Source organism: Streptomyces canarius (genome assembly GCF_014650735.1).
Classification (GTDB): domain Bacteria; phylum Actinomycetota; class Actinomycetes; order Streptomycetales; family Streptomycetaceae; genus Streptomyces; species Streptomyces olivaceoviridis.
This window is the reverse complement of record NZ_BMVN01000003.1, coordinates 13,284-32,762: the sequence shown is the minus strand read 5'-3', so window position 1 is coordinate 32,762 and position 19,479 is coordinate 13,284. Positions and strand designations below refer to the sequence as shown.

Annotated in this window: 18 protein-coding genes and 2 tRNA genes; 4 read left to right on the top strand and 16 right to left on the bottom strand. The window is 71.6% G+C overall.

Translation table 11 applies throughout. The features are described from left to right. Positions 1 to 39: 39 nt before the first annotated feature. The gene (gene leuS, locus IE294_RS04810) at positions 40 to 2,919 is read right to left on the bottom strand and encodes a leucine--tRNA ligase (protein WP_189882589.1); all 2,880 of its coding nucleotides are present in this window, start codon (positions 2,917 to 2,919) and stop codon (positions 40 to 42) included. A 417-nt stretch (positions 2,920 to 3,336) separates the two neighbouring features. On the opposite strand from leuS, the gene IE294_RS04805 reads away from it, so the two are divergent. Continuing rightward, positions 3,337 to 4,620: a ferric reductase-like transmembrane domain-containing protein gene (locus IE294_RS04805; RefSeq protein WP_189882587.1), complete on the top strand. Its 1,284-nt coding sequence runs from the start codon at positions 3,337 to 3,339 to the stop codon at positions 4,618 to 4,620. Continuing rightward, positions 4,617 to 6,227 (top strand): NADH-quinone oxidoreductase subunit NuoF family protein, encoded by a 1,611-nt coding sequence (locus tag IE294_RS04800; RefSeq protein ID WP_189882585.1) that lies wholly within the window; start codon positions 4,617 to 4,619, stop codon positions 6,225 to 6,227. Before IE294_RS04805 ends, IE294_RS04800 begins: the two co-directional genes overlap by 4 nt. A gap of 117 nt (positions 6,228 to 6,344) precedes the next feature. On the opposite strand, the gene IE294_RS04795 is transcribed toward IE294_RS04800, so the two are convergent. After that, positions 6,345 to 6,417: transfer RNA gene (locus IE294_RS04795), tRNA-Ala, on the bottom strand. A 115-nt stretch (positions 6,418 to 6,532) separates the two neighbouring features. Here IE294_RS04795 and IE294_RS04790 point away from each other — a divergent pair. Further along, positions 6,533 to 7,744 (top strand): glycosyltransferase 87 family protein, encoded by a 1,212-nt coding sequence (locus tag IE294_RS04790; RefSeq protein ID WP_189882583.1) that lies wholly within the window; start codon positions 6,533 to 6,535, stop codon positions 7,742 to 7,744. Here the strand turns inward: IE294_RS04790 and IE294_RS04785 are convergent. The 9 genes from IE294_RS04785 to IE294_RS04745 form a co-directional block, all read right to left on the bottom strand. Continuing rightward, positions 7,734 to 7,967 carry a hypothetical protein gene (locus IE294_RS04785; protein WP_030653820.1) on the bottom strand — a complete coding sequence of 78 codons (234 nt, stop codon included), beginning with the start codon at positions 7,965 to 7,967 and terminating at the stop codon, positions 7,734 to 7,736. The two genes, IE294_RS04790 and IE294_RS04785, sit on opposite strands and share 11 nt — an antisense overlap. A 3-nt stretch (positions 7,968 to 7,970) precedes the next feature. Then, on the bottom strand, positions 7,971 to 8,144 hold the full coding sequence (locus tag IE294_RS04780) for a hypothetical protein (protein WP_014672673.1): 174 nt from the start codon (positions 8,142 to 8,144) through the stop codon (positions 7,971 to 7,973). Positions 8,145 to 8,448: 304 nt separating this feature from the next. Next, positions 8,449 to 8,521 (bottom strand) — tRNA-Ala (locus tag IE294_RS04775). A gap of 92 nt (positions 8,522 to 8,613) precedes the next feature. Then, on the bottom strand, positions 8,614 to 9,282 hold the full coding sequence (locus IE294_RS04770) for a histidine phosphatase family protein (RefSeq protein ID WP_189882581.1): 669 nt from the start codon (positions 9,280 to 9,282) through the stop codon (positions 8,614 to 8,616). Then, positions 9,282 to 9,725: a ribosome silencing factor gene (gene rsfS / locus IE294_RS04765; RefSeq protein ID WP_014672675.1), complete on the bottom strand. Its 444-nt coding sequence runs from the start codon at positions 9,723 to 9,725 to the stop codon at positions 9,282 to 9,284. The genes IE294_RS04770 and rsfS overlap by 1 nt, the downstream gene beginning before the upstream one ends. 125 nt (positions 9,726 to 9,850) lie before the next feature. After that, positions 9,851 to 11,611 (bottom strand): LCP family protein, encoded by a 1,761-nt coding sequence (locus IE294_RS04760; RefSeq protein WP_189882579.1) that lies wholly within the window; start codon positions 11,609 to 11,611, stop codon positions 9,851 to 9,853. Positions 11,612 to 11,627: 16 nt separating this feature from the next. Then, positions 11,628 to 12,314 (bottom strand): nicotinate-nucleotide adenylyltransferase, encoded by a 687-nt coding sequence (gene nadD, locus IE294_RS04755; protein WP_189813310.1) that lies wholly within the window; start codon positions 12,312 to 12,314, stop codon positions 11,628 to 11,630. 56 nt (positions 12,315 to 12,370) lie between these two features. Further along, the gene (locus IE294_RS04750) at positions 12,371 to 12,535 is read right to left on the bottom strand and encodes a hypothetical protein (RefSeq protein WP_014672678.1); all 165 of its coding nucleotides are present in this window, start codon (positions 12,533 to 12,535) and stop codon (positions 12,371 to 12,373) included. A 166-nt stretch (positions 12,536 to 12,701) separates the two neighbouring features. Further along, on the bottom strand, positions 12,702 to 12,866 hold the full coding sequence (locus IE294_RS04745) for a hypothetical protein (protein ID WP_189882577.1): 165 nt from the start codon (positions 12,864 to 12,866) through the stop codon (positions 12,702 to 12,704). A gap of 105 nt (positions 12,867 to 12,971) precedes the next feature. Here IE294_RS04745 and IE294_RS04740 point away from each other — a divergent pair, with 105 nt between their 5' ends. Continuing rightward, a complete protein-coding gene (locus IE294_RS04740; protein WP_189882575.1) occupies positions 12,972 to 14,057 on the top strand; it encodes a M48 family metallopeptidase in 1,086 nt (361 codons plus the stop codon). Positions 14,058 to 14,129: 72 nt separating this feature from the next. Here the strand turns inward: IE294_RS04740 and IE294_RS04735 are convergent, their stop codons facing one another. From IE294_RS04735 to proB, 5 genes are all read right to left on the bottom strand, one after another. Further along, on the bottom strand, positions 14,130 to 15,200 hold the full coding sequence (locus tag IE294_RS04735) for an SCO2583 family membrane protein (RefSeq protein ID WP_189882573.1): 1,071 nt from the start codon (positions 15,198 to 15,200) through the stop codon (positions 14,130 to 14,132). A gap of 88 nt (positions 15,201 to 15,288) precedes the next feature. Beyond that, positions 15,289 to 15,858: an SCO2584 family spore wall biosynthesis protein gene (locus IE294_RS04730; RefSeq protein WP_444545310.1), complete on the bottom strand. Its 570-nt coding sequence runs from the start codon at positions 15,856 to 15,858 to the stop codon at positions 15,289 to 15,291. Positions 15,859 to 16,001: 143 nt separating this feature from the next. After that, positions 16,002 to 17,288: a glutamate-5-semialdehyde dehydrogenase gene (locus IE294_RS04725; RefSeq protein WP_189882570.1), complete on the bottom strand. Its 1,287-nt coding sequence runs from the start codon at positions 17,286 to 17,288 to the stop codon at positions 16,002 to 16,004. 180 nt (positions 17,289 to 17,468) lie between these two features. Further along, complete coding sequence (locus tag IE294_RS04720) at positions 17,469 to 17,894, bottom strand: DUF8830 family protein (protein WP_189882568.1); 426 nt, start codon at positions 17,892 to 17,894, stop codon at positions 17,469 to 17,471. Positions 17,895 to 18,116: 222 nt separating this feature from the next. Next, complete coding sequence (proB, locus tag IE294_RS04715) at positions 18,117 to 19,223, bottom strand: glutamate 5-kinase (protein WP_189883314.1); 1,107 nt, start codon at positions 19,221 to 19,223, stop codon at positions 18,117 to 18,119. Between the last annotated feature and the right edge of the window lie 256 nt (positions 19,224 to 19,479).

The following is a 19,479-nucleotide window of genomic DNA, read 5'->3' as shown; positions in this document are numbered from 1 at the left end:
GTAGGGGACTACCCCGAGCCGGTGAAAATCCTCCGGTTGTTACGCGGGGACGATGTTGACCAGCTTCGGCGCCCGCACGATCACCTTGCGGATGCCCGCGCCGTCCAGCGCCGCGACGACCTTCTCGTCGGCCAGCGCCACCTTCTCCAGCTCCTCCTCGGAGATGGTGGGCGGCACCTCCAGCCGGGCCTTGACCTTGCCCTTGATCTGCACCACACAGGTCACGGTCTCGTCCACGACGTAGGCCGGGTCGGCGACCGGGAAGTCCTGGTGGACGACCGAGTCGGTGTGGCCCAGCTTGCGCCACAGCTCCTCGGCGATGTGCGGGGCCAGCGGGGCAACCATCAGCACCAGCGGCTCGGCCACGGACCGCGGCACGGCGGCGCCGGCCTTGGTCAGGTGGTTGTTCAGCTCGGTGACCTTGGCGATGGCGGTGTTGAAGCGCAGGCCCTCCAGGTCCTGGCGCACGCCGTCGATCGCCTTGTGCAGGGCGCGCAGGGTCTCCTCGTCGGCCTCGGCGTCGGTGACGGTGACCTCGCCGGTGTTCTCGTCGACGATGTTGCGCCACAGCCGCTGCAACAGCCGGAACTGGCCGACCACCGCGCGCGTGTCCCACGGGCGGGAGACGTCCAGCGGGCCCATGGCCATCTCGTACAGGCGCAGCGTGTCGGCGCCGTACTCGGCGGCGATCTCGTCCGGAGTCACCGCGTTCTTCAGGGACTTGCCCATCTTGCCCAGCAGCCGGCTGACCTTCTGGCCCTGGTAGTAGTAGGCGCCGTCGCGCTCCTCCACCTCGGCGGCCGGCACCGCGATGCCACGGCTGTCGCGGTAGACGTAGGCCTGGATCATGCCCTGGTTGAACAGCTTGTGGAACGGCTCCGCGGAGGAGACGTGCCCCAGGTCGTACAGGACCTTGGACCAGAAGCGCGCGTACAGCAGGTGCAGCACGGCGTGCTCGGCGCCGCCGACGTACAGGTCGACGCCGCCGTGCGGCCGGCCCTCGCGCGGACCCATCCAGTACCGCTCGATCTCCGGGTCGACCAGCTTCTGGTCGTTGTGCGGGTCCAGGTAGCGGAATTCGTACCAGCAGGAACCGGCCCAGTTGGGCATGGTGTTGGTCTCGCGGCGGTACTTCTTGGGGCCGTCGCCCAGGTCCAGCGTGACGTTGACCCATTCCTCGTTGCGCGACAGCGGCGTCTCGGGCTTGGTGTCGGCGTCGTCCGGGTCGAAGGTGCGCGGGCTGTAGTCCTCGATCTCGGGCAGCTCCAGCGGCAGCATCGACTCGGGCAGCGCGTGGGCGGTGCCGTCCTCGTCGTAGACGATCGGGAAGGGCTCGCCCCAGTAGCGCTGGCGGCTGAACAGCCAGTCGCGCAGCCGGAAGTTGACGGTGCCCTCGCCGATGCCCTCGCGCTCCAGCCATTCGGTGATGCGCGTCTTGGCCTCGACCACGCCCAGGCCGTTCAGCCGTACGTCGTCGCTGTCGGAGTTGACGATCTTCGCGTCGTAGGAGACGAAGGCGTCGTCCCAGGTGGACGGGTCGGTGCCGCGGCCGTCGGTCGGCTCGACCACGCAGCGGATCGGCAGCTCGAAGGCGCGCGCGAAGGCGAAGTCGCGGCTGTCGTGCGCGGGGACGGCCATGATCGCGCCGGTGCCGTAGCCCATCAGGACGTAGTCGGCGATGAAGACCGGGACCTGCTCGCCGTTGACCGGGTTGGTCGCGAACGCGCCGGTGAAGACGCCGGTCTTGTCCTTGGCCTCGGCCTGGCGCTCGACGTCGGACTTCGAGGCGGCCTGCGCGCGGTAGGCGGCGACGGCCTCGGCCGGGGTGGCGTGGCCGCCGGTCCACACCTCGTGCGTGCCCTCGGGCCACGCCTCGGGGGTGAACTTCTCGACCAGCGGGTGCTCGGGGGCCAGCACCATGTAGGTCGCGCCGAACAGGGTGTCCGGGCGGGTGGTGAAGACCGTGATGCGCTCGCCGTCGATCGGGAAGTCGACGCGGGCGCCCTCGCTGCGGCCGATCCAGTTGCGCTGTTGCAGCTTGATGGCCTCGGGCCAGTCCAGCTCCTCCAGGTCCTCCAGCAGCCGGTCGGCGTAGGCGGTGATGCGCATGTTCCACTGGCGCAGCTTGGCCTTGAAGACCGGGAAGTTGCCGCGCTCGGAGCGGCCGTCGGCGGTGACCTCCTCGTTGGCCAGCACGGTACCCAGGCCCGGGCACCAGTTGACCGGCGCGTCGGAGGCGTAGGCCAGGCGGTACTCGCCCAGGATGTCGGCGCGCTCGGTGGCGGTCAGCTCGTTCCACGCGCGCGTGGAGCCCGGGATCGCCCGCTCACCGGACTCGAACTGGGCGATCAGCTCGGAGATGGGGCGGGCCTTGCGCGCCTTCTCGTCGTACCAGGAGTTGAAGATCCGCAGGAAGATCCACTGGGTCCACTTGTAGTAGTCCGGGTCGATCGTGGCGAACGACCGGCGCTTGTCGTGGCCCAGGCCCAGCCGGCGCAGCTGGGACTTCATGTTGTTGATGGCGGCCTCGGTGGTGATCCGCGGGTGCTCGCCGGTCGCGACGGCGTGCTGCTCGGCGGGCAGGCCGAAGGCGTCGAAGCCGAGGGTGTGCAGGACGTTGTGGCCGGTCATGCGCTGGAACCGGGCGTAGACGTCGGTGGCGATGTAGCCCAGCGGGTGGCCGACGTGCAGGCCCGCACCGGAGGGGTAGGGGAACATGTCCATGATGAACTTCTTGGGCTTGGCGACCAGCTCCGGGTCGCCCGCCAGGTCGCCCGTGGGGTTCGCCGCCGCGTAGGTGCCGTCCGCGTCCCAGAAGTCCTGCCAGCGTGCCTCGATCTCGGCAGCCATGGCGGCCGTGTAGCGGTGCGGCGCGGCCTCCGCCGACGCGGCGGTGGCAGCGGGGTTCGTCTCGCTCATGATCCTCAAAGCTCCATCGATCGTCTCTGCCTGCGGCTGTGACATCCAAAGAAACGAAAAAACCCCTCGCACAGGAGGGGACGCCGCGCCGATGCCGACCTCACGGGTGGACCGGGGTCGGTACTGATCAGCGCGGCCCGCTAAGCAGAAGGCGTACGGCACGCATGGCGTTAGGGTACCGCAGCCCTTGAGCAAGCTGCGAGGCGCTTCCGTATCCCTGGTGGACATGTCACGAAGCCCGCCGGAACCGAACGAAGGCCAACGATCACTTCGCGTTACGTCCCCTACGGGACACCTCCCCCAGTCGCATGGTCCGTTGATAACAGCGCAATAACTCAAACCCCGTACTGATCGGTATGGCGCCACTTAGAGTGCGGCAGCGGGACCGCTTTCCCGAAACTGCTCGGAGTTGCCCCCATGAACCCTCGTCGTAGTACCAGCTCGCTCCCCAAACCGGGCCGCTCGGCCTATGGGGTGGCGTCCGCTGTCGTCCTGCTGCTCATACCCGTGGTCGTGCTGGTCGGAGGCAGCCAGTTCCGCGAGTTCCTGAACTTCGGCGCGGGCGTGCTGTCCCTCGTCTCGCTGAGCTGCTCGGTGATCTGGGGCCTGTTCGCCCAGGACCGGATCTTCCTCAACACGCGGCAGCGGATCATCGGCCAGGCGGTGCACCGGACGACCGCGGTCGCCTCGATCGCGTTCCTGTTGCTGCACATCACCACGAAGATCGCGCTCGGTCACACGAAGCTGATCGCCGCGATCATTCCGTTCTCGCTCGGCGTCACCGGAATCGCCGGCCTGGTGGGACTGGGCTCGCTCGCGGGCCTGCTGATGATCTTCGTGGGCATCACCGGCGCCCTGCGCAGCAATTTCGCCACCCCGGCCCCGGTCGCCGCCCGCTGGCGGGCCATGCACATGCTGGCCTACCCGGCCTGGTGCGCGGCGCTGGTCCACGGCCTCTACGCGGGTCGCTCGGCCAAGCCGGTCTTCGTGATCCTCTACAGCCTGTCCCTGCTCGGCGTCATGGGCGCCCTCGCGCTGCGCGCCGCGCCGCGCCCGGTCAAGCGGAAGGTCGCCGACCGGCTGGTGGCCCTGTTCGGCAGCTCGGAGCGGCCCGGACTCGACGAGCTGGACGCGAGCCGCTCGCGGGTGGCCGAGTCGGCGCTGCCCGGCTTCGACAGCCGGCGCGATCCGCGCACGGCGACCGCCGAGACGGTGGCATCCCCGCTCTACCAGACCCCGGCCGCCCCCGCCGCCGGGCCCGACGCCGGCTTCGCGGCTGCCTACCGCGCGGTCTCCACGCCGGGCCGCCCCCAGCAGCCCTACCTGGCCGACCGGACCGCCCGCATGGACGTGCCGATGGATCTGCGGCCCACGGAGGCCGTCCCGCGCGTGGACGGCCCCTCCAGCACCTCCGGCAGCTGGCCGATCCCGTCCCCGCCACCGGTCGGCGAGGCCCCGCCGTCCGCGTACGACCCGCTCCAGGACACCGGATACACCATCCCGGTCTACGGCAATCCGGGCACGCCCGGATACGGCGGAAGTGACGTGTACGACACCGGTGAGACGAACGGCCTCTACGGCACGTACAACCCGACTGACACGTTCAACAGCGGTCCCGCCACCGAAACGCTGCCCGGCTCGTCCTACGAGACACCGGGCTCGGGCGAACCTTGGAACACGCCTTCCGGAGGCTTTAAGTGAACGAGGCCCTGCCCGACGTCCCCGAAGTCCGCGTGGTCGGGCTTCCCCAGCTCACGTCGGGCTTCGACCTTGTGGAGCGGCTCGATCTGCCCATGCACCTGAAGGTGCACGGGCCGCTCGACCCGCTGGGCGGCGAGCAGCTCGCCCAGCTTGCCGAAAGCATCAACCTCAAGGGCCGCGGCGGCGCCGGCTTCCCCTTCCACAGGAAGCTGCGCTCGGTCGCCGAGTCGGCGATCAAGCGCGGGGTGCGGCCGGTCGTCGTGGTCAACGGCAGCGAGGACGAACCGGCCTGCCGCAAGGACACGGTGCTGATCAACCGCGCCCCGCACCTCATCCTCGACGGCGCGCTGCTGTGCGCCGAGGCGCTCGGCGCGCGCACGCTCGTCATCGGCGTCACCCGGGAGTCCACGCAGCGCTCCATGGAGGCCGCGCTCGCCGAACGCGGGCTGAGCAACAGCCGCAGATCGGCGCTGCGCGCGTGGGTGCAGCGCAACCCGGTGCGCATGGTGACCGGCGCCGCCGCCTCGCTGATCCGCTCCGTCGACGGCGGCCCGGCGATCCCGCCCGGCCGCAAGATCAGCGCCTCGCAGAGCGGCGTGGGCGGCGCGCCCACGCTGCTGTCGAACGCGGAGACGTTCGCGCAGCTGGCCATCGCCGCCCGCATCGGCCCGGAGCGCTACGGCAACACCGGTCTGTACGACGAACCGGGCACCGTGATGCTGACGGTGTCCGGCGCGGTCGCCCGTCCCATGGTGATCGAGGTCCCCACGGGCGTACCGCTGCGCTACGTGCTGCAACTGGCCGGCGCCCCGCCGGTGCCGCAGGGCGTGCTGACCGGCGGCTACCACGGCAAGTGGATCGACGCGGCGACCGTCAACGAGGCGATCGTCTCCCGCAACTCGCTGGACGCGGTGGGCGGTTCGCTGGGCGCGGGCGCGATCCTGCCGATCAGCCAGGAGACGTGCCCGCTGGGCGAGTCGCTGCGGGTCGCGCAGTGGCTGGCCGAGGAGAGCGCGGGCCAGTGCGGGCCCTGCTACCTGGGGCTGCCCGCCGCCGCGCGCGGGATGGAGGACATCCTGAACGGCGGCGGACCGGCCGCCCTGGAGGCGCTGAAGCAGGTCGCGAAGAACGTGAAGCGGCGCGGGGCGTGTTCGCACCCGGACGGCTCGGCGATGTTCCTGGAGTCGACCATCAAGGCGTTCACCGACGACCTGGCCGCGCACATCCTCGGGAACGGCTGCGGACGGCCAGTGGAGGGCGTCCTGCCGCTCTTCGAGGGGGGCAGGGCCCCCACGGGCGTGCCGGGCGGCGCAGAGCCCGCGGAGAACGGAGCCAGCCGCCAGAAGATCTACGTCGACTGGACGCTCTGCCGGGGTCACGGGCTGTGCGCGGACATCCTGCCGGAGGTGTTCGAGCTCGGCGCCGACGGCTTCCCGACGGTGGCCCAGGCGCAGGTGCCGCGCTACGCGGAGGCCAAGGCGCTGCGCGCGGTGCGCCGCTGCCCGGCGCTGGCCCTGCGCATCGAGGAGGACACGCGCGGGCAGGCGCCGTCGCGCAACCTGCCGGTCCTCTCCCAGGGCCGCGGCCGGCGCGCGCTCGGCCGCTGAGCACACGCGAGGGGGCGGGTCGCCCGCACGGGTGGCCCGCCCCTTCCGCTCGGCCACGCCGTGCCGCAACACGCCGAAGGCGGACCATCCGTCGGGATGGTCCGCCTTCGACTTCTGTGGAGCTAAGGAGAATTGAACTCCTGACCTCCTGCATGCCATGCAGGCGCTCTACCAACTGAGCTATAGCCCCTTGTTCTGTTGTTTCGCCCGGTTCCCCCGGCGACGACGTAAACATTACAGGGCGGAGGGCGCAGCACAAAATCGGTTTCGGACCCGCACCGATACGCCCGCTAATGTCGGTTTTCATGGCCATGATCGCGTCGCCCTCAGTCCACCGCAGGGTCCCGGTCGCGCTGGGCGTGTGCCTGGTGTCCTTCGCGGCCTTCTGGGCAGCTCAGCGGGCCGCGCACGTGTCCATGATCGATCTGATGGTCTACCGCGCCGAGGGCGCCACCGTGCGCGCCGGCGGCGATCTGTACGCGTTGCGTGCGACGGCCGCCCGCCTGCCCACCACCTACCCGCCGTTCGCGGCCCTGCTGTTCACCCCGCTGCCCCTGCTGGACACCGCACTCCTGCGGGCGCTGGCGACGGCCGGGAACCTCGCGCTGCTGGTGGTGTTCGTCCGGCTGTCGCTGAAACTCGTCGGCCACGCGCGCGTGGAGACCGCGTGGTGGGTCGCGGCGCCGGCCGTGTGGTGCGAGCCGGTGTGGACGACCGTGCGCTACGGCCAGATCAACCTGCTGCTGGCCGTCCTGGTGCTGTGGGACCTGACCCGCCGTCCCGCGGGCGGGTCCGACCGCTGGACGGGGGTGGGCCTCGGGCTGGCCGCTGCCGTCAAGCTGACGCCCGCGCTGTTCCCGGTGTTCCTGCTGGCCACGGGCCTGGTGGCCCGCCTGAGGGGCGGTCACGGGGAGCCGTGGCTGCGGCACGCGCGCGGGGCGGCCGTCGCGTTCGCCGGGGCGACGCTGCTGGCGGCGGCCGTCCTGCCGTACGACTCCTGGCGGTTCTGGACGCAGACGCTGTTCCGCGCGAGCCGGGTCGGGCATGCCGAGGACACCGCCAACCAGGCCCTGCGCGGCGTCCTGGCCCGCCTTCTGCACACACCCGAGCCGGGAGCGCTCTGGACGGCCTGCGTGGCCGTGGTGGCCGTCCTGGGCCTCGCCGTGGCCGTCCGGGCGGAGTTGCGGGGGCAGCGGGCCTGGGCGGTGTGCGTCTGCGCGGTCACCGCCCTGCTGATCAGCCCGGTCTCCTGGACCCACCACTGGGTGTGGTGCGTGCCGCTGGTGCTGCTGCTGTGGACACGCGGGCGCCGGGCGGCGGCCCTGGGCACCCTGCTGGTGTTCTGCTCGTACGCCCCGTGGTGGGTGCCGCACGGGACCGGGCGGCCGGAACTGCACCAGTCGGGCGCGGAGTTGACGCTGTCGGCCGTCTACACGGGCGTCGGCGCGGTCTTCCTCGCGCTGGCCCGGACATCGTTGCCGAAGGCCGGGCCGGGCGGGGTCCGCGTCAAGCCGTGACGAACTGGTAGAACCTCTTGAGCGTGCAGTGCTCCTCCAGGAGGCGGCCGTAGATCGGCTCGCCCTCCAGTTCCCGGTATGTCTCGATCGGGTCGCCTTTTATGATCAGCGCCCGCGCGCATTCCTCGCACCAGTACTGGTAATCGGGATTGATCGGCTCCATGTCACGCACGATCGGGGTACCGCTCCCGCACCAGTCGCACTTCCGCCTGTGTGCACCCATCGATCAGCTCCAGCTGTGGCCGCAGGCCGTGCACACGTAGGAGATTCCGCCGTTGTCGCCGAGGACCTGCGCCACATGCGCGGAACCGCAGGAAGGGCAGCTCAGCCGGGTGGTCGTATCCCGTATCAACGCCGCACCGAGGAGGTGGCCGACCTCCTCAAGGATGCTCGCAGGCATCGCTACTCCCTCCCGTCGGGCCGCGCCCCCTTCCGGCCGTTTGATTCTGCCACGACCGGACCGATACGGTCAGCGACGCCTCAGTACCAGTCCGGACACGGCTCCCACCGCGGCCGTCCCGGCCGGCGCCCAGAAGCGCTCCGGGAACGCCTCCGCGGAGGAATACGGGCGCGGCGCCCCGAACGACTCAAGCCGCGGTCGGCGAACGTGCTGTGGACGCGCAGCCGGACGCAGAAGATCCCGCCCCCTGCGGGGACGGGATCCTCATCACCGATCTCTGACAACTCGACGGAGTGTCGATCAGTGGAGCTAAGGAGAATTGAACTCCTGACCTCCTGCATGCCATGCAGGCGCTCTACCAACTGAGCTATAGCCCCTTGCGTTCTTCCCGCTCGGCGGGGCGAACAAGAAGAACTTTAGCCTGTGACCTGCCAGAAAGTGAAATCCGGGGCCGGGGGGCTCGGGACGGTCAGACGTCGTCGCCGAGGACGGGCTCCGGGAGGGTGCCCGCGTTGTGCTCCAGCAGGCGCCAGCCGCGGGCGCCCTCGCCGAGCACGGACCAGCAGCAGTTGGAGAGCCCGCCGAGGCTCTCCCAGTGCAGGGCCTCCAGGCCGAGGAGCCGGCCGATGGTGGTGCGGATGGTGCCGCCGTGGCTGACGACGACGAGCGTGCCGTCCTCGGGCAGCTTCTCGGCGTGCCGCAGCACCACGGGGGCGGCGCGGTCGGCGACCTCGGTCTCCAGCTCGCCGCCGCCGCGGCGGACCGCCTCGCCGCGCTTCCAGGCGGCGTACTCCTCGCCGTGGCGGGTGATGATCTCCTCGTGCGTCAGCCCCTGCCAGACGCCCGCGTAGGTCTCGCGCAGCCCCTCGTCGCGGGTGACGTCGAGGCCGGTGAGGGCGGCCAGCTCGGCCGCCGTGTGCGCGGCCCGTCGCAGGTCCGAGGAGACGATCGCGTCGGGCCGCAGGGAGGCGAGCAGCCGGGCGGCGCGGCGGGCCTGGCCGATGCCCGTCTCGGTCAGCTCGACGTCCGTGGTGCCCTGGAAGCGGCGCTCCACGTTCCAGGAGGTCTGGCCGTGCCGCCACAGGATGATGCGGCGGCCCCGGCCCTTGCGGTCGGTCACCTCTCCGGTGGCGCTCATCACCACGCCCCGCCGGGTTCCTGGTCGGCCTCGGCGGCCTGCGCCCTGGCGTGCTCCTCCGCCTTGCCGCGGGTGGCCTTGGCGTCGGCGGGCAGCTCCAGCTCGGGGCAGTCCTTCCACAGCCGCTCCAGGGCGTAGAAGACCCGCTCCTCGCTGTGCTGGACGTGGACGACGATGTCGACGTAGTCGAGCAGGATCCAGCGGGACTCCCGGTCGCCCTCGCGGCGGACCGGCTTGGCCCCGAGGTCCTTCAGGAGGCGCTCCTCGATCTCGTCGACGATGGCCTTGACCTGGCGGTCGTTCGGCGCGGATGCCAGCAGGAAGGCGTCCGTGATCGACAGCACGTCGCTCACGTCGTAGGCGATGACGTCGTGGGCGAGCTTGTCGGCCGCCGCCTGGGCGGCGGTGTTGATGAGCTCAAGGGAACGATCGGTGGCGGTCACTACATGGCTTTCCGTCGGCGGTCTTTTGTCATCAAGGGTCTCACGGACCGCCCGGCGCACCCCACGTGATTACGGCATCACGTGGGGTGCCCCCGGCCGCGCGCCGGTGCGCGGGCGGCCCGGGGTCAGGAGGAGGACGGCTCGTAGTCGCCGCCGAGGATCACCGAGACATCGGCGCCGGAGGAGACGCTGCCCTTGGTCACGGAGCCGGCGGGCAGCCCGAGGGTCTTGGCGACCTCGGTGGCGTTCGCCTTGTCGGCGGCGTCCGCGTAGAGCACCTTCGAGGCGGTCTGGGTGCCGGAGGCGGTGCCGCCCTCCAGGAAGGTGAAGCCGCCGTTGAGGAGTACCACCCGGGCCTTGTCCGTGTCGTCCTTCACGCCGGTGGCGTTCTGGACGGAGACCCGGACCGAGGAGCCGGCGTCGGGGCTCTTGGCGGTGCCGCCGAGGATGTCCTTCACCACGCTGTCGCTGGTCTGCGCGGTGAGGGTGCCGTCGGACTGCACGGGCAGCAGGGCGGTCCTGTAGTCGCCGCTCTTGGCGAGGTCGGCGAGGTTGGCGAGGAAGCCGCCGAGGTCCTTGTCGGTGAGCGGCGGGTCCAGGATCTGCGCGAGGGTCTGCACGGTGGTGGTGGCGGACGACGGGTCGGAGGACATCTTGCGCAGCACGCCCTGCATGACCTGGCCGAACCGCTCAAGCTGGGCGTTCTGGGACTCGCCGGCGGCGCGGTAGGTGGCGTAGGCGACGGCCATCTTGCCGCTGAGGGTCTGGCCCTGGCCCTTGTGGACGAGCGGGGCGGTGCCCTTCTTCTTGGTGTCCGGGTCGGGCACGTCGGTGTTGGTGTCGATCTCGATGTTGCCGACGAGTTCGACGAGGTTCTCCAGGTAGGGGGTGTCGAGGCGCCAGGTGCCCTGGATGCTGGTGCCGAGGACCGTGTCGAGCTGGCCGCGGGTGCCGGAGGCGCCGTCGTCGTCCACGGACTTGGCGAGGGTCGTGGTGGAGCCGTCGTCGTCGGTCAGGGCGAGGGAGTTGGGCAGCAGGACCGTGGTGCCCTGCTTGGTGGTGGTGTTGTCGACCAGCAGCGCCGTGGAGGTGCCGCCCTTGCCCGTGTTGTGCAGGTGGACGACGATCACGTCGCGTTTCTGGGCGGTGACCGGCGTGGCGGTGCCGGTCTTGCCGTCGGACGAGGACAGGCCGGGCAGTTTCCCGGCGAACCAGAGGTAGCCGACACCGCCGACCACGACGAGGGCCAGGACGACGAGGAGGGCGATGATCCGGCTCCGGGCGCGGCGGCGGGCCTCCTCGCGGCGCTCGGTGCGGTTCTCGGTGAACTTCAGCCAGTCGATGACGTCCTCGGAGTCGCCGTCGGGCTCCTCGGCGAAGGCGAACTGCTCGGTGTGGTGGTCCTCTTCCGCCGTGGGGGGCTCGGTGTCCCCCGGCGTGAGGGTGTCCTGCGGGATCCGGGTGTCGTCCGGGACGCGGGTGTTCTCCGCGGGGCCGGCCTGGTGCGGGATGTAGGCGGTCTGCTCGGTGATCCGGGGCTGCTGTCCGCTGCTCGCCGCCTGCCCGTAGGGGTCGTAGCCCGTGGCCTCCTGGGTGCCGGTGGCGTACGGGTCGTACGGGGCCTGGGTGCCGTAGGGGTCGTAGGCGTCGTAGGCGTGCGGCTGTTGGACCGGGCCGTAGGAGGGCGCCTGCTGCGAGCCGGTGGCATAGGGGTCGTAGCCGTGGCCCTGCTGCTGGGCGTACGGGTCGTGGGCCGTCTGCTGGGACTGGGGAGCCTGCTGTGCCGGGACCTGCCCGTACACGGGCCGGCCGTACTCGTCGTAGCCGACGACTTCGTACGGGCCGCCGCCGTAGCCTGCGTCACCCGTGTCGTATCGGTCGTTCACCGGTGCCCCTCTCGGCTCACTCGCCGCGGTACAGCTCGCGCTTGTCGATATAGCGCACGACTCCGTCCGGCACCATGTACCAGATGGGGTCCCCCTTGGCGACTCTCGCACGGCAGTCTGTGGACGAGATGGCGAGCGCGGGCACCTCGACGAGCGAGACTCCGCCTTCCGGCAGGCCCGGGTCGGTGAGGTTGTGGCCGGGGCGGGTGACGCCGATGAAGTGCGCGAGGGAGAACAGTTCCTCCGAGTCGCGCCAGGTCAGCAGCTGGGCGAGGGCGTCGGCGCCGGTGATGAAGAAGAGGTCGGTGTCGGGGTTGAGGGCGCGCAGGTCGCGCAGGGTGTCGACGGTGTACGTGGGGCCGCCGCGGTCGATGTCGATGCGGCTGACGGAGAACTGGGGGTTCTCGGCGGTCGCGATGACCGTCATCAGGTAGCGGTCCTCGGCCGGGGAGACGTTGCGGTGGGACTTCTGCCACGGCTGGCCGGTGGGGACGAACACCACCTCGTCCAGGTGGAACTGCGCGGCGACCTCGCTGGCCGCCACGAGGTGCCCGTGGTGGATCGGGTCGAACGTTCCGCCCATGACGCCGAGGCGCCGTTTGCCCGTGTGGGCGGGGCCGTTGCCCGGTCCGCGCTGCGGGTGCTTCACCGTGTCGTCGGCGCTCTCGTGCGCCGGACCGGTAGGCATGTCCTGCTGTCCCATGCGTGCAGACCCTACCGGCCCGGCCTCGGACGTCCGGCCGGGGACGGGTTCCCCGCTCAGCGGTCGCGGTTGAAGCGCGTGGTGATCCACAGCAGGAGGAGCAGGATGAACAGGGCGCCGCCGCCGGTGAGGGCCGGGTTCAGGCTGTTGTGGTTTCCGCCGTGCTGCTCGCCCTCGGCGGCAAGGGTGACCAACTGGGCTGCTGCGCTGTGGAAGCTCATCTTCGGCAGGACCTATCGCGTGTGGGCGGAATAAAGATGTCGGCTCATCGTAAGCGGGCGGCCGTGCGGCGATCACGCCGACTCCGCCGTTGGGACCGCAGGACGCCGGCGGCCCACGCGTGGCGGGAGCGCTCGGTGCCCGGCGGCGGGGAACTTTCGCCGCTCGTCAGTCGTCCTTCCGCTTGTAGCCGCGCAGCAGGAACCAGGCGGTCAGTACACAGCCGAGGACCATCACGACCAGCACGACGCGGAGCAGGTTTCCCGACCCGTGCTGCTGGACGGCGCTCGCGGCGGCTTCGGTCAGCCAGGCGGCTGCGGGGTGGTGCTCCATGACGTGGACTCCTTCAGGGGTGTACTGCCCGTCCAAGGTATCTCCGCCTAGGCTGGGCCCCGCCTCGGGGGCACAGTGGGCACTCACACGCACATGGGGGAAGACATGTCCGACGACGGCCACCAGCACACGGGGCACGAGCGGGTGCCGGGCAGGCAGCGCAGGCGCTTCCCGGGGATCTCCACGCGCGCGTACGAGCACCCCGCCGACCGCTCGGCCCTGGTCGCGCTGCGCAAGCTGAGCGGGTTCGACACCGTTTTCAAGGCGCTCAGCGGGCTGCTGCCGGAGCGGAGCCTCAGGCTGCTGTTCCTGTCCGACTCGGTGCGGGTCTCCGAGCGCCAGTTCTCGCATCTGCACGACATGCTGCTGGACGCCTGTTACATCCTGGACCTGCACAAGGTCCCGCCGATGTACGTCACGCAGGACCCGCAGCCGAACGCGATGTGCATCGGCCTGGACGAGCCGATCATCGTGGTCAGCACGGGCCTGGTGGAGCTGCTCGACGAGGAGGAGATGCGGGCGGTCGTCGGGCACGAGGTGGGGCACGCGCTGTCCGGGCACTCGGTGTACCGCACCATCCTGCTGTTCCTGACGAGCCTCGCGCTGAAGGTCGCCTGGATCCCGCTGGGCAACCTGGCGATCATGGCGATCGTCACGGCGCTGCGGGAGTGGTTCCGCAAGTCGGAGCTGTCCGCCGACCGGGCGGGTCTGCTGGTGGGCCAGGACGTCCGGGCCTCGATGCGGGGGCTGATGAAGATCGCGGGCGGCAACCACCTGCACGAGATGAACGTGGACGCGTTCCTGGAGCAGGCCGACGAGTACGACTCCGGGGGCGATCTGCGCGACTCGGTGCTGAAGATCCTGAACGTGCTGCCCCGCTCGCACCCGTTCACCACCGTGCGGGCCGCCGAGCTGAAGAAGTGGGCCGAGTCCCGGGACTACCAGCGGATCATGGACGGGCACTACCCACGGCGCGGCGAGGACGGGGACGCCTCCGTCAGCGACTCCTTCCGCGAGTCGGCGGCCAGCTACGCGAGCGATGTGAAGACCTCCAAGGACCCGCTGATGAAGCTGGTCACGGACCTCGCGGGCGGCGCGGGCGATCTGGGCGGCCGGGTCCGGCGGGGCTTCGACGGCTTCCGGAGCCCGCCGCCGGCCAAGGGGGACGCCCCGGGTGGCGGCGAGGAGTAGGCGCCAGGCCCGGCAGGGGGGACTCCCGGCAGGGAGAACCACCGCTTCCGGCGCCGTCCCCCTCCGCGCCTCTCACACCTTCGGCTGGGCCGCCGTGGCCAGCGTCCCGCACAGGGCCGTGGCGCTGTCGGTCTCGTAGGGATTGGTGCCCGCGGGGCCGCCCGACCGGGCCGTCTGGCCGGCCAGGAGGGGACGGAGGTAGGCCGAGGCGTCCTCGGCGCAGGCGAGGGGGCCCGCCTGGACGTAGGACGTGACCAGCTGCACCTGGTGGGTGCGCAGGTCGTCGCGGTCGAAGCGGAAGGTCACCTCGCGGCGGACGGTGAAGAGGGAGGCGGGGGCGCCGGCGGCGGCGCCGGTGGGGCGCAGGGCGTAGACGAAGGTGTGGTCGGCGCTGACCTCCAGGGTCGCCGAGTCGGCTTCGGCGGCGTGCAGGCTGCCGAAGACGCGGATCCTGCCGTCGGCCAGCTGGGCGCGGGCGGGGTCGATGCGGACCACCCAGCCGGTGGCCGCGTGCCGGCCGTCCGCCGTCGGGTGGTCGAGGCTCTGGTCGAACTGGTCGAGCTGGTCGGAGTCGATCAGGGCCCGGGCGGGGCTGACCTCACGGCCGCTGAGCACCTCGGGGTAGAGCGAGGAGCGGACGATGTAGTCCTTGGCGGTGGTGAGGGCGGTGACCACCTGGCTGTCGGAGAAGTGGGCGGTGCCGCGTGAGGCGGGCAGGGGTATTCCCTCGGCGCCGGCCTCGTACGGGGCGGCGGGGCTGCGCGCGTAGAGCCTCTCGGGGTCCGCGGTGCCGGGCACCTTGCCCTGGGGGGCGAGCGGGATGACGGTCATCCGGAGGGATTCCACGGGCCGCCGGGTCTGCGGAGAGCCGTAGGGGTGGCGGACGCCCATGTAGATCGCGGTGGCGAAGGCGACGGCGATCAGCAGGACGAGGACGAGGACCTGCCGGGTGAGGCCCCGGTGCAGGGGCGGGCGGCGGCGGACGGCGGGGGCGTGGTCGGCCAACCGCTCCTCGGCGGAGAACTCCTGGAGGCGGGCAGCGCGGACGAACGATTCGTCGAAGACGACGGATCGGTATTCGTCCTCCGCACCGCCGGGGCCGCCCTCGGGTGTCCCCTCCGGTGGGTCTCCAGGCCCGCCCATACTTTCAGAGTAGGTCTCGTGAGCCCCGGGTAAACGCCTCGCTCCGCGACAACTTCTGACAGGTTCTCACCAAGCGCGGGCGGGGTGCTCAGGGAGAGGGCGGAATGGCCGAGACGGCCGGCCGGGAGCGGTCGGCGGCGGGGCCGGGGGCGGACGCGCTGCCCTGTTCGAGGCCGGTGGAGGCGGGGGCGGGAACGCGGTCGCGGGTGCCCGAGGAGCCTCCCCGGTAGACGGCGGCGAAGGCCAGGGCGACCATGCCGATGCCCATCACGACGGCGAGGACCCAGGCCACGGGCCGGTGCCAGCGGACCTGCTTGCCGTAGGCACCGAAGGGGCCCTGGTGATCGCCGAGGACGTAGGTGTCGTCCAGCTCGTCATCGTCGTGGTCTCGGCCGAACGCGCCCCCCTCGGGGCCGTAGCCGTCGTAGCGCTCGCCCCGGGCGCGGGCGCGTCGGGCCTCGGCCTCGGATGCCTCGGCTCTGGCCTGGGCCGCGGCCAGAAGGCGCTCCACGGCGGTGGGCTCGTGGAAGGTGGCCGCCTGTACGAAGGCCTCGTCGAGGACCACGGAGGCGAACTCTTCGTCCGACACCCCGTGGTCGTGGTCATCGTCGGGCTCCCAGCCGTCAGGGAACGGCGTGCCCCCCACGTCCTCCGGCACGTGTACAGAGTAGACCTGGGGGGTCAATTTGGGCAGACGGTACGGACATTCGTCTGCCTGGTGAGACGCCTCGGGGGCCGGGCCGCAGGACGGCTCGCCGGACGGGGTCCGGGACAGCGGGACCGCGGCCGGACGGGTGAACCTCAGCGGCGGACGTGTCCGTCGCCGGTGACGATGTACTTGGTGCTGGTCAGCTCCGGCAGGCCCATCGGGCCGCGGGCGTGCAGCTTCTGGGTGGAGATGCCGATCTCGGCGCCGAAGCCGAACTGGCCGCCGTCGGTGAAGCGGGTGGAGGCGTTCACGGCGACGGTGGTGGAGTCGACCAGCTGGGTGAAGCGGCGGGCGGCCTGCTGGGAGGTGGTGACGATGGCCTCGGTGTGGCCGGAGGTCCACAGCCGGATGTGCTCGACGGCCTTGTCCAGCGAATCCACCACCGCGGCGGCGATGTCGTACGACAGGTACTCCGTCTCCCAGTCCTCGGTGGTCGCCTCGACCACGGTGGCCTTGGAGTCCTTGGCGTGGGCCATGACCCGCTCGTCGGCGTGGACGGTGACGCCGGCCTCGGCGAGGGCGTCCAGGGCGCGCGGCAGGAACTCGGCGGCGATGTCCTGGTGGACCAGGAGGGTCTCGGCGGCGTTGCAGACGCTGACCCGCTGGGCCTTGGAGTTGATCAGGATCTCGACGGCCATGTCGATGTCGGCCTGGGCGTCGACGTAGACGTGGCAGTTGCCGGTGCCGGTCTCGATCACGGGGACCGTGGACTCGTTGACCACGGTCCGGATCAGGGAGGCGCCGCCGCGCGGGATGAGGACGTCGACCAGGCCGCGGGCGCGCATCAGCTCGCGGACGGAGTCGCGGCTCTCCCCGGGCACGAGCTGGACGGCGTCGGCGGGCAGCCCGGCCCCGCCGACGGCGTCGCGGAGCACCCGGACGAGGGCGGAGTTGGACTCGTAGGCGGAGGCCGAGCCACGCAGCAGGACGGCGTTGCCGGACTTGAGGCAGAGGGCGGCGGCGTCCACGGTGACGTTCGGGCGGGCCTCGTAGACGATGCCGACGACGCCGAGCGGGACGCGGACCTGGCGCAGGTCGATGCCGTTGGGGAGGGTGGAGCCCCGGACGACCTCGCCGACCGGGTCGGGCAGCTTCGCGACGTCACGGACGTCGGAGGCGATGGCGCGGACCCGCTCCGGGGTGAGGGTGAGCCGGTCGACGATGGCCTCGCTGGTGCCGTTCTCCCGGGCCTTGGCCACGTCCTTGGCGTTGGCCTCGACGATCTCGGCGGTCCGGACCTCCAGGGCGTCGGCGATGGCGAGCAGCGCGTCGTCCTTCACGGCGCGCGGGAGCGGCGCGAGGTCGGCGGCGGCGGCCTTGGCCCGGTAGGCGGCCTGGGTGACCGGGGACATCGAGTCGTACGGCGAGAGCGTGGTCATGAGGGCAGGGTAGTGCGCGGGGCGCGGCGGTTCAGCGGTCGTCCCACACCCCGAGACACCCCAAAAGGGGTGAACCTTCCTGGGCGGGGGAACGGCCGGCCGCTCGCTCCGGCCCGGCGCACCCGCTCGGCACCCGCTCACCCGAGCCCGGCTCGCCGCCCCGGCCCGCCCCGTCCCCGCTCAGAACGGGTGCACCCCCACCGGTGTCGCCGGGGCGGGGCCGTAGCCCTCGGCGATGCGGTGGTGGTAGGTCTCCCGGTCGATGACCTCCAGGCCGACGATCTCCCAGGGCGGCAGGCCCGCGCTCTGCCGGTGCTCGCCCCACAGGCGCAGCGCCACGGCGGCGGCGTCGTGCAGGTCGCGGGCCTCTTCCCAGTACCGGATCTCGGCGTGGTCGGTCGCGTATCTGCTGGTCAGCAGGAAGGGGTGGTCGTGGGCGAGCTGTTCCAGGGCCCGTCGCAGTTCGGGCAGGGGGACCTTCTCGCCGGAGACGCTGAGGGTGACGTGCCACAGCCTGGGCAGGTCCTTGGGCTCCTCATAGGTGTCCCCGGCCGCGACGCTCGTCAGAGCACCGCGGGACGCCGCCCCCGGGCGCGCTCGTCTCACGACGGCCTCCTTCACGCATGGCACGCACGGCTCGCACGGCTCATATGGCTCACACGGCTCGCATGCTCGTATGACTCGCTCGGCCCCTTGACGGAACCCGTCCCTTCAACATGTCCCCCAGACAAAGTTGAGCAGGCCGCAGGGCTCCGCGTGGTGGTTTTACGGAACGTCCCCCACCGGGGTCGCGCCGTACGCCCCGTTCTACGAGCGGTTCCGCGAGCTTCAGGTGTGCAGGAGGACCAGGTCGTCCCGGTGTACGACCTCGCGTTCGTACGCGGGGCCCAGCTCGCGTGCCAGCTCGCGGGTCGAACGCCCGATCAGCCGGGGGATCTCCTTGGCGTCGAAGTTGACGAGTCCCCGGGCCACCGCGTGGCCCGTGGTGTCCCGCAACTCGACGGGGTCGCCTGCGCTGAACTCGCCCTCGACGGCGGCGATCCCGGCGGGCAGCAGCGAGGTGCGCCGCTTGACGACCGCGTCCACCGCGCCGTCGTCCAGGATCAGGGCGCCCTGCGGGGTGGAGGCGTGCTGGAGCCAGAGGAGCCGCTCGGCGGAGCGCTTGCCGGTGGCGTGGAAGTAGGTGCCGGTGTCGCCGCCGGCCAGGGCCTCGGCCGCATGGACGGCGCTGGTCAGCACCACCGGGATGCCGGCGGCGGCGGCGATCCGGGCGGCCTCCACCTTGGTGACCATCCCGCCGGTGCCGACACCGGCCTTGCCCGCGCTGCCGATCTCGACGCCGGCGAGGTCCTGCGGGCCCTTCACCTCCGCGATCCGGGAGGTGCCGGGCCTGCTGGGGTCGCCGTCGTAGACGCCGTCGACGTCGGAGAGGAGGACCAGCAGGTCGGCGTGGACGAGGTGGGCGACGAGGGCGGCGAGGCGGTCGTTGTCGCCGAAGCGGATCTCGTCGGTGGCGACGGTGTCGTTCTCGTTGACGATCGGGAAGGCACCCATCGCGAGCAGCTGGTCCAGGGTGCGGGAGGCGTTGCGGTGGTGGGCGCGGCGGCTCATGTCGTCGCTGGTGAGCAGGACTTGGCCGACGCGGACGCCGTAGCGGGCGAAGGAGGCGGTGTAGCGGGCGACGAGCAGGCCCTGGCCGACGCTGGCGGCGGCCTGCTGGCGCGCGAGGTCCTTGGGCCGGCGGCGCAGACCGAGCGGGGCGAGGCCGGCGGCGATGGCGCCGGAGGAGACCAGCACGATCTCCTTCTCGCCACCGCTGCGGATCTTGGCGAGGACGTCGACCAGCGCGTCGACGCGGTCGGCGTCCAGGCCGCCCGCGGCGGTGGTCAGCGAGGAGGAGCCCACCTTGACGACGATCCTGCGGGCCTCGCCCACGGCCTGCCTTGCCCTTGCCACCTGCGGTCCGTCTCCTTCACGTGCGCGTTCCGGCACCGTGCTTCCCGGCGTCCTCAATCTACGGGAAGCCGGGCGCGGCGCGCCCGCGCTGCTCAGCCGTCGGACAGTCCCGGGCCCGGCCCGCCGGCGTCGTCCCGGCGACAGGTCCCCATGGACGGCCGCCGGGCCGGGATCGCCCCCGTCCTCGCCTCGGAGACGTCACGTCCGGCCGGTCCGGCGACGCCGTCGACGCCTT

Coding starts and splice junctions, on each gene's coding strand:
- leuS (WP_189882589.1), bottom strand. CDS start 2,919: ATGAGCGAGACGAACCCCGCTGCCACCGCCGCGTCGGCGGAGGCCGCG.
- IE294_RS04805 (WP_189882587.1), top strand. CDS start 3,337: ATGAACCCTCGTCGTAGTACCAGCTCGCTCCCCAAACCGGGCCGCTCG.
- IE294_RS04790 (WP_189882583.1), top strand. CDS start 6,533: ATGGCCATGATCGCGTCGCCCTCAGTCCACCGCAGGGTCCCGGTCGCG.
- IE294_RS04785 (WP_030653820.1), bottom strand. CDS start 7,967: ATGGGTGCACACAGGCGGAAGTGCGACTGGTGCGGGAGCGGTACCCCG.
- IE294_RS04780 (WP_014672673.1), bottom strand. CDS start 8,144: ATGCCTGCGAGCATCCTTGAGGAGGTCGGCCACCTCCTCGGTGCGGCG.
- IE294_RS04770 (WP_189882581.1), bottom strand. CDS start 9,282: ATGAGCGCCACCGGAGAGGTGACCGACCGCAAGGGCCGGGGCCGCCGC.
- nadD (WP_189813310.1), bottom strand. CDS start 12,314: ATGGGACAGCAGGACATGCCTACCGGTCCGGCGCACGAGAGCGCCGAC.
- IE294_RS04750 (WP_014672678.1), bottom strand. CDS start 12,535: ATGAGCTTCCACAGCGCAGCAGCCCAGTTGGTCACCCTTGCCGCCGAG.
- IE294_RS04745 (WP_189882577.1), bottom strand. CDS start 12,866: ATGGAGCACCACCCCGCAGCCGCCTGGCTGACCGAAGCCGCCGCGAGC.
- IE294_RS04740 (WP_189882575.1), top strand. CDS start 12,972: ATGTCCGACGACGGCCACCAGCACACGGGGCACGAGCGGGTGCCGGGC.
- IE294_RS04735 (WP_189882573.1), bottom strand. CDS start 15,200: ATGGGCGGGCCTGGAGACCCACCGGAGGGGACACCCGAGGGCGGCCCC.
- IE294_RS04725 (WP_189882570.1), bottom strand. CDS start 17,288: ATGACCACGCTCTCGCCGTACGACTCGATGTCCCCGGTCACCCAGGCC.